General features: G+C 44.6%; 13 protein-coding genes. 11 read left to right on the forward strand and 2 right to left on the reverse strand.

What is annotated here, in order from left to right; all coding sequences use genetic code 11:
* The first annotated feature begins 6 nt into the window (after positions 1–6).
* Positions 7–1536, forward strand: coding sequence for a glucuronyl esterase domain-containing protein (locus tag BMX56_RS04035; RefSeq protein ID WP_255369764.1), 1530 nt, complete (start codon positions 7–9; stop codon positions 1534–1536).
* Between the two features lie 24 nt (positions 1537–1560).
* On the forward strand, positions 1561–2358 hold the full coding sequence (locus BMX56_RS04040) for a polysaccharide deacetylase family protein (RefSeq protein ID WP_090641084.1): 798 nt from the start codon (positions 1561–1563) through the stop codon (positions 2356–2358).
* A gap of 99 nt (positions 2359–2457) precedes the next feature.
* On the opposite strand, the gene BMX56_RS04045 is transcribed toward BMX56_RS04040, so the two are convergent.
* Both BMX56_RS04045 and BMX56_RS04050 read right to left on the reverse strand, forming a co-directional pair.
* Positions 2458–3204 (reverse strand): SDR family NAD(P)-dependent oxidoreductase, encoded by a 747-nt coding sequence (locus BMX56_RS04045; protein WP_090641086.1) that lies wholly within the window; start codon positions 3202–3204, stop codon positions 2458–2460.
* A gap of 16 nt (positions 3205–3220) precedes the next feature.
* Positions 3221–4252, reverse strand: coding sequence for a LacI family DNA-binding transcriptional regulator (locus BMX56_RS04050; RefSeq protein WP_090641088.1), 1032 nt, complete (start codon positions 4250–4252; stop codon positions 3221–3223).
* A gap of 364 nt (positions 4253–4616) precedes the next feature.
* Here BMX56_RS04050 and BMX56_RS04055 point away from each other — a divergent pair, with 364 nt between their 5' ends.
* The 9 genes from BMX56_RS04055 to BMX56_RS04095 all read left to right on the forward strand — a co-directional run bounded on the left by BMX56_RS04055 (position 4617) and on the right by BMX56_RS04095 (position 13665).
* Complete coding sequence (locus BMX56_RS04055) at positions 4617–6800, forward strand: alpha-glucuronidase family glycosyl hydrolase (RefSeq protein ID WP_090641090.1); 2184 nt, start codon at positions 4617–4619, stop codon at positions 6798–6800.
* Positions 6801–6823: 23 nt separating this feature from the next.
* Positions 6824–7933, forward strand: coding sequence for a glycoside hydrolase family 43 protein (locus BMX56_RS04060; protein WP_090641092.1), 1110 nt, complete (start codon positions 6824–6826; stop codon positions 7931–7933).
* A gap of 46 nt (positions 7934–7979) precedes the next feature.
* Positions 7980–8780, forward strand: a complete 801-nt coding sequence (locus BMX56_RS04065; RefSeq protein ID WP_177183703.1) for an alpha/beta hydrolase — start codon at positions 7980–7982, stop codon at positions 8778–8780.
* 67 nt (positions 8781–8847) lie between these two features.
* Positions 8848–10476, forward strand: coding sequence for a GH35 family beta-galactosidase (locus BMX56_RS04070; RefSeq protein ID WP_143065354.1), 1629 nt, complete (start codon positions 8848–8850; stop codon positions 10474–10476).
* A 547-nt stretch (positions 10477–11023) separates the two neighbouring features.
* Entirely contained in the window at positions 11024–11596 is a 573-nt protein-coding gene (locus BMX56_RS04075; RefSeq protein WP_090641098.1) for a Crp/Fnr family transcriptional regulator, read from the forward strand.
* 109 nt (positions 11597–11705) lie between these two features.
* Positions 11706–12224, forward strand: coding sequence for a YceI family protein (locus BMX56_RS04080; RefSeq protein ID WP_090641100.1), 519 nt, complete (start codon positions 11706–11708; stop codon positions 12222–12224).
* A 29-nt stretch (positions 12225–12253) separates the two neighbouring features.
* Positions 12254–12472 carry a tautomerase family protein gene (locus BMX56_RS04085; protein ID WP_090641102.1) on the forward strand — a complete coding sequence of 73 codons (219 nt, stop codon included), beginning with the start codon at positions 12254–12256 and terminating at the stop codon, positions 12470–12472.
* A gap of 4 nt (positions 12473–12476) precedes the next feature.
* Complete coding sequence (locus BMX56_RS04090) at positions 12477–13211, forward strand: SDR family NAD(P)-dependent oxidoreductase (RefSeq protein ID WP_090641104.1); 735 nt, start codon at positions 12477–12479, stop codon at positions 13209–13211.
* 73 nt (positions 13212–13284) lie between these two features.
* Positions 13285–13665, forward strand: a complete 381-nt coding sequence (locus BMX56_RS04095) for a nuclear transport factor 2 family protein (protein ID WP_218152372.1) — start codon at positions 13285–13287, stop codon at positions 13663–13665.
* The last annotated feature ends 3 nt before the right edge of the window (positions 13666–13668 follow it).

Below are 13668 nucleotides of genomic sequence, written 5' to 3' on the forward strand. Positions count from 1 at the left end.
GTAAAAATGAAAACTGCCATTTTCTTTTTTTTACTCGCATTACCCGTAGTAGTTAGCGCCCAAAGCCTGGCCCCGGTAAATTTTACAGCCGAACAGGATCATCAGAATATGATGAAACAGTTGGGTATTAAAACACTGCGCAATGGCCCAAGCGGTGATGAAAATGCCCCCAACCACGCTAACTATGATGAGGCCTTGGCCAACCCTTTCCCCGGTTTGCCGGATGCGCTTACCCTTAAAAACGGTAAAAAAGTAAGTACTGCTGATATGTGGTGGAAACAACGCTGCCCCGAAATCGCAGAGGATATGGAGCGTGAAGTTTACGGCAGGATACCGGCTAATGTACCCAAAGTAACCTGGACGGTTAAGGTAACTGATAAAGAACGTGTAGGTTTTTATCCCGTAATAGCCAAACAACTGATTGGCCATGTTGATAATACCGCCTGCCCCTCAATCAACGTCAACATTGAAATGACACTGGTGCTGCCGGCCTTTGCCAAGGGCCCTGTTCCTGTACTAATGATGTTTGCCCGCAGTGCGCTTCCGGCGCCGGCGCAACCATCGCCTGCTGACCTGGAAAAGATAAATAGCGCTTTGAAGGAGTTACTTGTAAAAGAACACCCGGAGCTGAAAGCCATTTTTGAGCAATATCCCGCTTATAACCCGGTAGCAGAGCAATCGCCGTTTGGGCCGGGTGGTTTCCCGGTAATAAAGGGCGATCCGCCTACGGCCATGCAGCTGATAGCCAATGGCTGGGGTTATGTGCTGATTGATCCTTCATCGATACAGGCAGATAATGCCGAAGGGCTTACCAAGGGTATAATTGGCCTGGTAAATAAAGGGCAGCCCCGTAAACCCGATGATTGGGGTGCCTTACGCGCCTGGTCATGGGGCGCAGCAAGGGCTTTGGATTACCTGGAGACCGAGCCCGCCGTTGATGCCAAACATGTGGGTATTGAAGGGGTATCGCGCTATGGCAAAGCCGCATTGGTTACGCTGGCTTTTGAGCAGCGCTTTGCCATGGGGCTTATCGGTTCGTCTGGTGAGGGTGGCGCCAAGCTGCACCGCCGCAATTTTGGCGAAGCGGTTGAAAGTTTAACCGGCGGCGAGTATTATTGGATGGCAGGTAATTTTATGAAATACGGGGCCAGCGACGCCACCTTCGGTGCTAAAACAGCAAAAGACTTACCCGTAGATGCGCATGAACTGATAGCCCTTTGCGCGCCAAGGCTTACATTTATCAGCTACGGCATTCCCGAACAGGGCGACGCCAAGTGGCTGGATCAGCAGGGGAGTTATATGGCTACAGTTGCCGCCGGGTCGGTTTTTAAATTACTGGGGGTAAAAGATATCGGCGTAACAAACGATTATAAAACAGAAAAAATGCCGCCCGTTAACACCGGGATGCTGGACGGGGCATTGGCCTGGCGGCAGCACGACGGCGGCCATACCGATGCCCCCAACGTAAAATACTTTATTGCATGGGCCAAAAAAATGATGGAACAGGAGAAAGCCGGCAATTCCATAGCTAAATAACCAAATCAAAAAACGGAATATTAAATGAAACCAGTTAAATACATTATCATATCAGCTTTATTACTGCTTGCGCTTACTTCCAAATCTCAGGACAAGCCCTTGTGGAATAATAAACAGTGCGCGGTTGTATTAACCTACGATGACGCAATTAATGTTGACCTTGATAACGTACTGCCTGCGCTCGACTCGCTCAACTTGAAAGGAACATTTTACCTTATCGGCTCATCGCCGGTTGTGGTAAACCGGATGACGGAATGGCGAAAAGCCGCGGCGCATGGCCACGAGTTGGGCAATCATTCTCTTTATCACCCCTGCGATGGCAGTTTGCCCGGCCGCGGGTTTGTAACCGCCGAAACCGACCTGAGCAAATACTCGCTTGACCGTGCAGTTAAAGAAATAAAAGCAACCAATACCCTGCTTAAAGCAATTGACGACAAAACGGCGCGTACCTTTGCATTCCCATGCGGCGATCTTAAAATAGGGGATAAGTATTTTTACGATTACCTTAAAAACGATTTTGCAGGCGCACGAGGCGTTGCCCCAGGACTACAGACATTAAAACAGGTGAACCTGGATAACATCGATAGCTTTATGATTAACGGGCAATCTGCCGATTATTTGATTAACCTGGTTAAACAGGCCATGCAATCGCACACGTTGCTGGTGTTTTTATTTCATGGCGTTGGGGGCGGGCATAATCTTAACGTTAGCCTGGATGCGCACAGTAAGTTGTTGCACTACCTTAAACAACATCAAAAGGACATTTGGGTTGCCCCAATGGTTGATGTTGCCACTTATATCAAAGCTGGCCAGCAAAAATGAAAGCCCGCTGCCCAATCGGGCAGGTTTGCAGATGCGTGCTGATGTAGATGATATAACAAACTTGAATAACAGGGGCGAAGGCAGCAAGGTAAAAATAATTTAAAACCCAATCGAATTCCCGCCATCCACCTGCAATATTACGCCTGTTACATATTTGGCGCTATCTGTGGCTAAATAATAAATGGCCTCGGCAATGTCGGCAGGTTCGCCCAGCTTGCCCATGGGGGTGCGGCCTAAAACTTTTTGCTTCCTGACGGGATCATTATCCAATGCTTTTGCCGACATATCTGTAGCAATAAAGCCCGGCGCCACGCAATTAACCCGGATGCCCTGTGGCGAAAGCTCGGTGGCCATGGCGCGAGTCATGCCTTCAATAGCGGTTTTTGATGCCGTATAAGCTATCACGTAAGGAATACCGTACTGCGCCGCCATCGAACTTACATTAACAATGCTGCCGCAGCCTGCAGTCAGCATGTTTTTTATAACTTCGCGGCTCAGGGCAAATACTGCCACCAGGTTTGTTTGTATAATTTGCTGAAAATCCTCGTCGGTAACCTCTGTAAACGGCTTTTTATGGTTAATGCCGGCATTGTTCACCAGGATATCGGGTACGCCAAACTCCTGCACAATTGACGCCACTAAAGCCGGTATCCCGGCGGTTTGGCTCAAATCATACGGTTTATAATGGCAAAGTTCGCCAAGTTCATGAGCCACATTGGCCAGCTTAAGCTCATCACGACCGATAATAATTGTCCTGATGCCTTGTTCAATAAATTTCTTTGCCGTGGCTAATCCCAGGCCCGATGCGCCTCCTGTAACTATGGCCAGTTTTGTTTTTGATTCCATTATCTGTTAGTGGTCATTACTTTTTCCTTGCAGATGATTCCCGTACAATCAACTCCGATCTTAGTATCATGCTATGGGTTTGTTGCAGGTCGTTTTTGTTTACCAAATGATTGATGAGCAAATTGGCGGCAACTTCGCCCATTTCAAATCCCTTGTAGTTAATGGTGGTTAAGTTGGGTTCAATTACGCACGATACCGGGTCGTTGTTAAAACCCGCCACGGCAATATCCCCGGGTATTTTTATCCCTGCTTTTTTGAGTACCTGTATACAGCTTACCGCACTTGCGTCGTTAGCGCAGAATAAACCATTGGGCAGCGGGTTCATTTTTAGTATTTCCTGGGCGGTTATGGCTGATGCTTTGGCGCTCAAATCATTAATGAACACTAAACTTTCGTCGAATTGAATACCGTGTTTTTCCAGCGCGGCTTTATATCCCCGTAACCTTTCCGAATAAACATTTCTTAAAACGTTGGCAGTAATATGTGCCACCCTTTTACAACCCTGTTCAATAAGGTGGCCGGTAATTTCGTAGGCAGCTTTGTAGTTATCAATACAAATTTGCGGGTAATGATCATGCTCAAATACCCTGTCGAAGAAAATTACAGGAACGCGGCGTTTTATAAACGGTTCAAAATGCTCAACACCAGTAGTATCATAAGCAAGCGATACCAGCAAACCATCCACCCGGTTGTTCAGCATAGCTTTCGCGTTGCTGATCTCTTTCTTCATGGTTTCCAGCGATTGGCTGATGATGAGGTTATAATTATTATCATTTACAACCTTTTCTATACCTGCTATCACGTCAGACATGAAACTGCTGTTCAACCTTGGTACTATAACGCCGATGATATTACTGTTTTTGCGCCTTAAGTTGCTCGCGAAGGAGTTAGAGCGGTAGCCCATTTCTTCGGCCGCTTTAACAATCATCTTTTTGGTGTTTTTGTTTACCCGTGGATGATCCTGGAGTGCGCGGCTTACTGTAGCTGCCGAAACATTGAGCTTTTTGGCTATATCGTAAATGGTAATCTCTTTTTCGCTGCCGGGCATGGGTTTAATTAAAGCGCTTAAAACTAACTGCGTAACGTGCCATAAATGGCCGACGATTATTTAATGGATAAATGTAAAAATTAAATGCTTGTTTAGCTAATTTAGGGCAATCGATTGCATCGATTTATGTCCTATTACCTGGGACTGACCAAAATGATTTCAGCAATAATTGAATAATTGGTTTTGAATTGCTAAATATAAATAAAGGTTTATATATTTGCAATCGATTGCATAAAGCTTAAGTCATTATAAACCATTGTGGATAGGACATGTATAACACGTGTGCTTTCAGAAATTTTAATGCATCATTTTATTGTTTTTATAACCGGGCAAAAAACTTTACCAACGCTGAAATATTAACGCCATGGCCAAATATTTTGTAAAAAAAAATAGGTGTTTGCTAATCCTGCTTTTGTTAGGTGTGGTAAGCAACGCATTTGCCGATGATGGCTATAAACTTTGGCTCGGGTATAACAAAATAGCCAACCGGGCGGCGGTAGCGGTTTATAAACAGCAACTGAAGTATATGATTTTCCCGGCGGAATCCGATCAGCTAAAGGCCGCTAAAGCCGAACTGACAAAAGGGTTGGAGGGTATGTTATCGATGCATCTTGCCGATACTAAAACCATAGCAGGCGGGCAAACAATTATCATTGGCACACCGCAATCGTTAAAAGGGCTGGCTGTTGTCGTTGCGGACAGCGTAGGAAGCGAGGGTTATCTTATAAAGACAGCGCTTATAAATCAAAAAAAATGTATCCTCATCACAGCCAATACCGATGTTGGCGTGTTGTATGGTGTTTTTAATTTTTTAAAGCTGCTGCAAACCCGGCAGCCAATCAATAATCTTAGTATCACAGATCGCCCGCGCATAACGTACCGGGTGCTTGATCATTGGGATAACCTGAACCGCACTGTAGAGCGTGGCTACGCAGGTTCATCTATCTGGAACTGGCATAAGCTGCCGGGGATTATAGACCAGCGGTATATTGATTACGCGCGCGCCAATGCCTCGGTAGGCATCAACGGCTCGGTTATCAATAATGTGAATGCCGACGCGTTAATACTCTCGCCTCAGTATTTAATTAAAATTCAGGCGCTGGCCAATGTTTTCAGGGCGTACGGTATTAAAATTTATTTGTCGGTAAAATTCAGCAGCCCGGTAGAGTTAGGTCACCTGAAAACAGCCGATCCGCTTAATGACGATGTGAAAAAATGGTGGGCTGATAAGGCCGACGAAATTTACCGTTACATTCCTGATTTTGGCGGGTTTTTAGTGAAGGCAAACTCCGAAGGGCAGCCTGGTCCCCAAACCTATGGCCGCAGCCATGCCGATGGCGCCAACATGCTGGCCGATGCGATGGCCCCACACCACGGAATAGTAATGTGGCGCGCCTTTGTGTATGATAACAACGTGCCCGACGATAGATCGAAACAGGCATATAATGAATTTAAGCCCTTTGATGGGAAGTTTAAAGATAATGTAATCATCCAGGTAAAAAACGGACCGATTGATTTTCAGCCGAGGGAGCCTTTTCATCCCTTATTTGGAGCTATGCCCAATACCGCCTTGATGATGGAATTCCAGCTAACACAGGAGTACCTTGGCTTTTCGACCCATTTGGTTTATGAAGCGTCGTTATTTGCAGAAACACTGCAATCAGACACCTACACGCAGGGGAAGGGTTCAACCGTATCACGTATCCTTCAGGGTAATTTCAATAAAAAACTAATAACAGGTATGGCCGGTGTAGCAAATATTGGCACAGATTTAAACTGGTGCGGTCATCCCTTTGCCCAGGCTAACTGGTATGCCTTTGGCCGCATAGCCTGGAACCCCGATCGGTCACCGGCGGCTATAGCCGATGACTGGCTAAAAATGACTTTTACCAATGACGCTGGCTTTGTATCCCCGGTAAAAAAAATTATGCTACAATCAAGGGAGAATACAGTTAATTATATGACTCCGCTTGGTTTGCACCACATCATGGGTGTATCTACCCATTATGGCCCCGGCCCATGGGTTGACAATGCCGGCCGGCCCGATTGGAATGCCACTTACTATCACAAGGCTGATTCGGCCGGGATTGGCTTTAACCGAACAGGTACAGGCAGCAATGCACTGTCGCAATACGCGCCACAGGTTCAATCGCATTGGGAAAACCTGCAAACCTGCCCCGATGAATACCTTTTATGGTTCCACCATTTAAGCTGGACCTACAAAATGCGTTCGGGCAAGTCGTTGTGGGATGAGATGGTTCACCATTACTATATGGGTGCCGATTCTGTTAAGCAAATGGGTTTAACCTGGGATAAAATGCAGGGCAAAGTAGATGCAGAACGTTTTGCCCTGGTACAGCAGCTGATGAAAGTTCAGTTAACCGAAGCCACTACCTGGCGCGATGCCTGCGTTTTATATTTTCAAGCCTTTTCAAAAATGCGTGTCGGAGCCGTATATCCTAAGCCGGAGCATCCGCTATCTTACTATAAAGAAATGAAGTTTTACTATGTGCCGGGTATCGGGGGCAACAATTATATGACCAATTAATCATCACCATAAACCAAACGCCAATGAGCAAGCAATTTACCACCGCAAAATTAATTACTACGCTTTTTATAGCCGCAGGCATGTTAAGTGCATGCGACCCTCCCACAAAAAAGGCCGCCGATGCAGACAGCAGCAAAGCTCATACCGGCAAAAAGGTAAAATTCCTTTCGCAACCGCTTATCAGCTCCATTTACACTGCCGATCCATCGGCTCATGTGTTTAACGGCAAAATTTATATTTATCCATCGCATGATATTAATGCAGGCATCCCCGAAAATGACAATGGCGACCATTTTGCCATGAAAGATTATCATATTCTTTCGATGGATAGCATTGGCGGCAAGGTTACTGATAACGGCGTTGGGTTTGATATTAAAGATATTCCCTGGGCCGGCCGCCAGCTTTGGGCGCCCGATGCCGCTTATAAAAATGGCACCTATTATTTATACTTCCCGGTAAAGGATAAAAAAGACGTTTTCCATATCGGCGTGGCTACATCGGCCAGCCCCGTTGGGCCGTTTAAGGCAGAGCCGGAGCCTATTGCCGGAAGCTACAGCATTGATCCGGCTGTGTTTACCGATACCGACGGTAAAACCTATATGTATTTTGGCGGTATTTGGGGCGGGCAATTACAGCGCTGGTCGACCGGAAAATATGAGGCAGATGGCTCAAAAACCGATTCGAAACAGGAAGATGCCCCGGCCATCAGTTGCCGTGTAGCCCTGTTAACACCTGATATGAAAAGCTTTGACGGTGCGGTAAAGGATGTTGTTATTTTAGATAGCCTGGGCAAACCGTTATTAACTAAGGATCATGACCGCCGGTTTTTTGAAGGGTCATGGATGCACAAATACAATGGTAAATATTACTTCACTTACTCAACAGGCGATACGCACTTGCTTTGCTACGCGATAGGCGATAAACCGCTTGGGCCATTTACCTACAAAGGCGTATTTATGAAACCGGTACAAGGATGGACTACCCATCACTCCATTATCGAAATAAAAGGCAAATGGTATATATTTTACCATGATACCCAAATATCGGGTAAAACCCACCTGCGTAATGTAAAGGTGACGGAGCTGCAGCATAATACAGATGGCTCTATTAAACTCATCGATCCATTTTTGTAATAACGTTGCTATGAAGGTGCTCAAATTAATATCAATAACTTTGTTGTTGAGCTGTATATTGTGCGGATATGGCTTTGCCCAGCAGGCAAGGCTGGTTACCATACCCAACTCTAATCATCTGCAGATGCATTCCAAACTGGCAGGCAATCAATATGATATTTATATCCATTACCCGACGGGTTATGATACCGCTAAGCGAAAATTCCCGGTATTGTATGTTGTTGATGGCGATAATGATTTTTCGCCTTCACTGGAATATCTTGGGCTTTTGATGGCGGAATACCATATTCCCGAGCCTATATTGGTGGCCATTGGCGATGGCGGTTTAATAGGTACGCCGGGTAATAAACGCAATCGCGATTTTACGCCGACAAAGAACCCTGCAATGCCCGAAAGTGGTGGTGCACCTGCTTTTTTAGCCTTTATCGAAAAAGAACTTATGCCCACTATCGACGCGGGTTTAAAAACAGATACTGCTAATCGAACCTTATATGGCTATTCTATGGGCGGCTTATTTGCCACGTATGCCTTGTTTACGCAGCCAACCCTTTTTAAAAACATTCTTATAGGTAGTCCGGCTTTAGGTTATGATAACGGCAGTATTTTCGGTGTAGAAAAAAGCTATTTCGGCAAACATAAAAGCCTGCCTGCAAATGTTTTTATTGAAGTAGGCGGGCTTGAAGCGCCGGGGCAGGTAGTGCCCAATAAACAACTGGTTGCTTTACTTGATGAGCGTAATTACCAAAAGCTTGTTTTTAAGCACATCATTATCGACGATGTTACCCATTTATCGGGTAAGCCGGTTACAATGCTTAAGGCGCTACAGTGGGTATACGCGGGCAAGTAACAGGATCATTTGGAAAGGTATTAATTGTTTTATCATTGGGATTAAGCATTAAAGTAATTCAACCGTTATGAAATCAGTTGTTTTAGCATTTATTTGGTGTTGCTTGATGGCTTTTGAAACCAAAGCGCAAAACAGCAGCCCGGCAATGCCGCAAATTAAATACCGGGGTGATAATGCCGAATTGCTGGTGAATGGCAAACCCTTACTGATGACTGCCGGGGAATTAGGAAACTCAAGCGCTTCAAGTACAGCGTACATGGATTCTATTTGGCTCAAACTCAAAAAAATGCACCTGAATACCTTGATAGCCCCGGTATATTGGGAGTTGATGGAGCCAAAGGAAGGTGCGTTTAACTTTATGCTGGTTGATTACCTTATAAAAAGCGCCCGGGAACATCAAATTAAACTGGTATTACTTTGGTTTGGCACCTGGAAAAACAGCATGAGCTGTTACGCGCCAGCGTGGGTTAAAACAGATCAAAAACGCTTTCCGCGTGTGCAAAGCAGCGAAGGCCGATCTGAGGAGATCATTACGCCGTTTTCTGAAAACGCATTGAAGGCAGATTGTAAAGCTTTTGCCGCGTTCATGCGGCACTTAAAACAAACAGACAGCCAGCAGCATACGGTAGTAATGATACAGGTAGAAAATGAAATAGGCATGCTGCCCAGTGCCCGCGACCATTCAAAGTCGGCCGACGCTGCTTTTGGCCAGGCTGTTCCCGAAAAGCTAATCGCTTATTTGAATTTGCATCGGGATAAACTTGTACCCGAAATTCAAACGGCCTGGGAGGGCAATGGCTATAAAAAAGCAGGTAGCTGGGAGGCTGTTTTTGGTAAAAGCACGGCTACCGATGAAATGTTTATAGCCTGGTATTTTGCCAGCTATGCCAATGAAGTAGCCAGGGCAGGTAAAGCGGTTTACCCGTTGCCAATGTATGTAAACGCGGCCCTTAACGCGCCCGGTAAGCAGCCCGGGCAATACCCAAGCGGTGGCCCGTTGCCCCATTTAATCGATGTTTGGAAAGCTGCCGCCCCGGATATCGACCTACTTTCGCCTGATTTTTATAACCCCAATTTTAAGTATTGGAATGACCGCTACACCCGGCCGGATAATGCCTTGCTGATTCCCGAACATCGTTTTGAAGAAGGGGTGGATGCAAAAGCTTTTTATGCAATTGGTCACTATAAGGCCCTGGGTTTTTCTCCTTTTTCGATTGAGTCTGGCAAAAAGCCCGAAACAGAATCGTTGGGCAAATGCTATGATATTATTAACCAGTTATCGGGCGAGATTAGCAAAGCCAAAAAACAAGGTTTGATGGAAGGGATGTTGTTAAGTAAGGTTGTCGATACTGTGAAATTGGAAATGGGCGATTATATATTAACCGTTGCGCACGATTTAACCTTAGGTTGGTCACCAAAGGCCAAAGAAGCAACCTGGCCGCTGACGGGCGGCATCATCATCGCTTTATCAAAAGATGAGTTTTATGTGGGTGGCACCGGGCTGGTAGTAAGTTTTAAACCCAAAAACCAGTCGCAACGGGCAGGAATACAAAGTGTTGATGAGGGCACTTTTGTTAACGGTAAATGGCAGGCACGACGTCGTTTAAACGGCGATGAAGACCACCAGGGCCGGCACCTCAGGATCCCGACGGGCGAATATGGCATTCAACGTATTAAGCTTTACAACTATGAATAAGCAGCGACCTCAATTATGACATTTATTTCACGCAAAAGACGCTGATAAGCAAAATGACTGGCTTGTTTTTTCTTAGTGTTTTTGGCAAGAAACGGTAAACAGCGATTATATGGCAGAAGATTTCAAAAGTGATTTTCCCACAAGCGCATTGCCAGGAAAATCGCACATAGTTGGGTTAACATAACTTAACACATTTCAGATATATTTTAATTTAAATACTTAATAATCAACATATTGAATTTTGACATGGTTAACACTAAACTGATCGTGCAATTTAGGTGCATCCAAATATTTGTGCCTGTTGTTGGCCAATACAAGTCCCTTGTGTACCTGGATCATTTAACCGCGATAAGCCAATAAAAATAAGGTATCGCTTGATGCTTATATCTTCCCGACGCTATAAGCTTATTCCGTTAGCTATTATTAAATAACAGCTTATCGCCTTTAACTATTTAGATGCGTTTGCCCTGAAGCACATTGCCAGCTGATTTGGAATTTATAATTAATTCCTAACTTTAAATTGTCAGCGTACCAGTTATAACTGCCAATGGAAACCAAAGAAATTTTAAAAGCGCACGTAGCTAAAATAGCCAGTTTGACCGACGAGCAGTTTGACTATTTCTTTTCGCATTTTAAACAGCAGCGTTTTCAAAAAGGGCAGGCCCTTATTACCGAAGGTGATAAGGTAGATTGTGAATATTTTGTAATCTCCGGCTGCTTAAAATCCTTCTTTATCAACGATGATCTCAAAATGTTTATCCTGCAATTTGCCATGCCCACCTGGTGGGCATCAGATTATAATGCGTTATATAATAATACCAGGGCTACCATCAATGTAGATTGTATTACCAATACGGAGGTTCTTTGCCTTAGTAATGAGGATAGGGAGAAGCTATGTAATGAACTCCACAATGCCGAACATTTTTTTAGATGGAGAACTAATAAAGGATACGTGGCTGCTCAAAAAAGGCTGTTATCGTTCATGAATAATAATGTGAAATACCGGTATGAAGAGCTTTTGAAGCTTTATCCGGAGCTTTATAATATTGTCCCTAAAAACCTGATTGCTGCATACTTAGGCGTTTCGAGAGAAACCCTGAGCCGGCTTTATAACACCTGAAAGTGATGTATATCACATAAATATCGATTCATTTTAAATGTGATGTAGGTCACACGTGCCCCTGAAATTTCCTGCCGTACTTTGTTGTGTAATTAAAAACACAAATAAAATGGAAACTCAAAAATTTGAAATCGTAAGCACCCAAAGCAATATTGATTGGGTAGGCCGTAAGGTAACCGGGGCACACAATGGTACCATAGCCGTTAAAGAAGGTGAATTTATTTTAAATGATGGTAAACTTGCCGGTGGTAAATTCACTATCGATACTACATCTATCAAAATACTGGATGTAACCGACCCTACAACCAATGCGCAGTTTGCTGGTCACCTTGCTTCTGATGATTTTTTCTCTATTGAAAAATATCCGGAGGCAACTTTACATATCACCTCAGTTTCGGGCAATCATGTTGAAGGTGATCTGACCATCAAAGGCATCACGCATCCTGTTGGTTTTGATGCAGCCATCAACATAAATGGTAACCTGTTAACTACAACCGGAAAGCTGGTAATTGACCGCACCAAATACGGAATAAAATTCCGTTCAGGTAATTTCTTTAAAGATCTTGGAGATACGCTGATTTACAATGATTTTGAACTTAAAGTAAATGTAACCGCAAAAGCTGCCTGATAAGCAGCTTTTGCATAAAAATTAAAGCCATGCCATACGTAAAAATTGAAGTAACCCGTGAAGGCGTTACCAGAGAACAAAAACAGCAACTGATTAAAGGGGTTACCGATCTGTTGAGTGATGTATTGAACAAAGACCCGCAATTAACCTTTGTAGTTATCCAGGAGGTTGACCTTGACAACTGGGGCCATGCCGGAGAGCAGGTATCTGTGTTGAGAGAAAGAGGCATAACTGCTGATAGAAAATAAGAAAATGAAGAAGCAAACAATAATAGTTACAGGTGCCTCATCTGGCATAGGTAAAGAAGTAGCCCGCCACTTTTTGGCCAACGGCGACAATGTAGTGATCAATTCGGCAACTGCCGAAAAATTAGAGCAGACTTACCAGGAGCTGGGCGGGGGCGAAAACCTGGCTATGGTAGCCGGTAATGTGAAACACAAAAGTACCGGGGAGAAACTCCTTGCAATCGCACTTGAAAAATTTGGCTCGGCAGATGTACTGGTGAACAACGCAGGCATCTATGAAACCAGGCCATTCCTTGAAGTAGACGAAGCTTACCTCGACCGCTTTTTGGATACCAACCTGAAGGGTACATTCTTCACCACCCAGGCTGTTATTCCGCAAATGCTTAAACAGCGCGATGGGGTAGTTATCAATATCGGCACACCGCTGGTAGTCCATGCTCTTGGAGGCGCTCCCTCCACCGCACCCGTTGCATCAAAGGGGGCAATCCATTCGCTCACCTTACAACTTGCGGCCGAATTTGGCAAAGATAACATCAGGGTTAATACAATTGCGCCGGGAGTTATCCGTACGCCTATGCACGGCGCCGAGGTTGACAAAGGCGCGGGATTGCACCTGGTGAACCGCGTTGGCGAGGTGGAAGATATCGCTCAAATGGTTTATACCGTTGCCAAAAGTAATTTTATTAACGGTGCCATCATCAACGTAGACGGTGGTATGGGAGCCGGGCACAACTTGAATTAACATGAAAACGCTTTTATTGACCGCTTTTTTGTCATGCACTTTGCTGGTATTAAAAGCGCAAAATTCAAAGAAAATGGAAACTAATAATCAAGATTCATTAGCCATCACCCAGGTGCTGGAAAATTATTACTTCAAAGGCATCTACGAAGGTGATATTAATACACTGAAACAGATTTACAATCCCGGCACTTTATTATTCGGCGATGTTAAGGGGCAGCCATATGCCAAAACGCTCGATGAATATCTGGATGGCGTCGCTCATCGTCAAAGCCCGAAAGATTCCGGCAAGCCTTTTAAGGGGACAATCATCTCAATTAATGTGGTCAATTCAATAGCGGTGGCCAGGGTGCATGTTAAAATGTACGATTTTAATTATGATGAGTTCCTGTCGTTTCATAAAATTGATAACAGCTGGCTTATCGTTAATAAAATGATTAGCGATGTAGCCCAATAAATT

The organism is Mucilaginibacter sp. OK283 (assembly GCF_900110415.1).
In the GTDB taxonomy this organism is placed as follows: Bacteria; Bacteroidota; Bacteroidia; order Sphingobacteriales; family Sphingobacteriaceae; genus Mucilaginibacter.

What these genes read in the sequence shown, in the direction of transcription:
- BMX56_RS04070 (WP_143065354.1), top strand. Translation starts at nt 8,848, where the DNA reads ATGAAATCAGTTGTTTTAGCATTTATTTGGTGTTGCTTGATGGCTTTT.
- BMX56_RS04080 (WP_090641100.1), top strand. Translation starts at nt 11,706, where the DNA reads ATGGAAACTCAAAAATTTGAAATCGTAAGCACCCAAAGCAATATTGAT.
- BMX56_RS04095 (WP_218152372.1), top strand. Translation starts at nt 13,285, where the DNA reads ATGGAAACTAATAATCAAGATTCATTAGCCATCACCCAGGTGCTGGAA.
- BMX56_RS04085 (WP_090641102.1), top strand. Translation starts at nt 12,254, where the DNA reads ATGCCATACGTAAAAATTGAAGTAACCCGTGAAGGCGTTACCAGAGAA.
- BMX56_RS04040 (WP_090641084.1), top strand. Translation starts at nt 1,561, where the DNA reads ATGAAACCAGTTAAATACATTATCATATCAGCTTTATTACTGCTTGCG.
- BMX56_RS04090 (WP_090641104.1), top strand. Translation starts at nt 12,477, where the DNA reads ATGAAGAAGCAAACAATAATAGTTACAGGTGCCTCATCTGGCATAGGT.
- BMX56_RS04050 (WP_090641088.1), bottom strand. Translation starts at nt 4,252, where the DNA reads ATGCCCGGCAGCGAAAAAGAGATTACCATTTACGATATAGCCAAAAAG.
- BMX56_RS04045 (WP_090641086.1), bottom strand. Translation starts at nt 3,204, where the DNA reads ATGGAATCAAAAACAAAACTGGCCATAGTTACAGGAGGCGCATCGGGC.
- BMX56_RS04055 (WP_090641090.1), top strand. Translation starts at nt 4,617, where the DNA reads ATGGCCAAATATTTTGTAAAAAAAAATAGGTGTTTGCTAATCCTGCTT.
- BMX56_RS04060 (WP_090641092.1), top strand. Translation starts at nt 6,824, where the DNA reads ATGAGCAAGCAATTTACCACCGCAAAATTAATTACTACGCTTTTTATA.
- BMX56_RS04075 (WP_090641098.1), top strand. Translation starts at nt 11,024, where the DNA reads ATGGAAACCAAAGAAATTTTAAAAGCGCACGTAGCTAAAATAGCCAGT.
- BMX56_RS04035 (WP_255369764.1), top strand. Translation starts at nt 7, where the DNA reads ATGAAAACTGCCATTTTCTTTTTTTTACTCGCATTACCCGTAGTAGTT.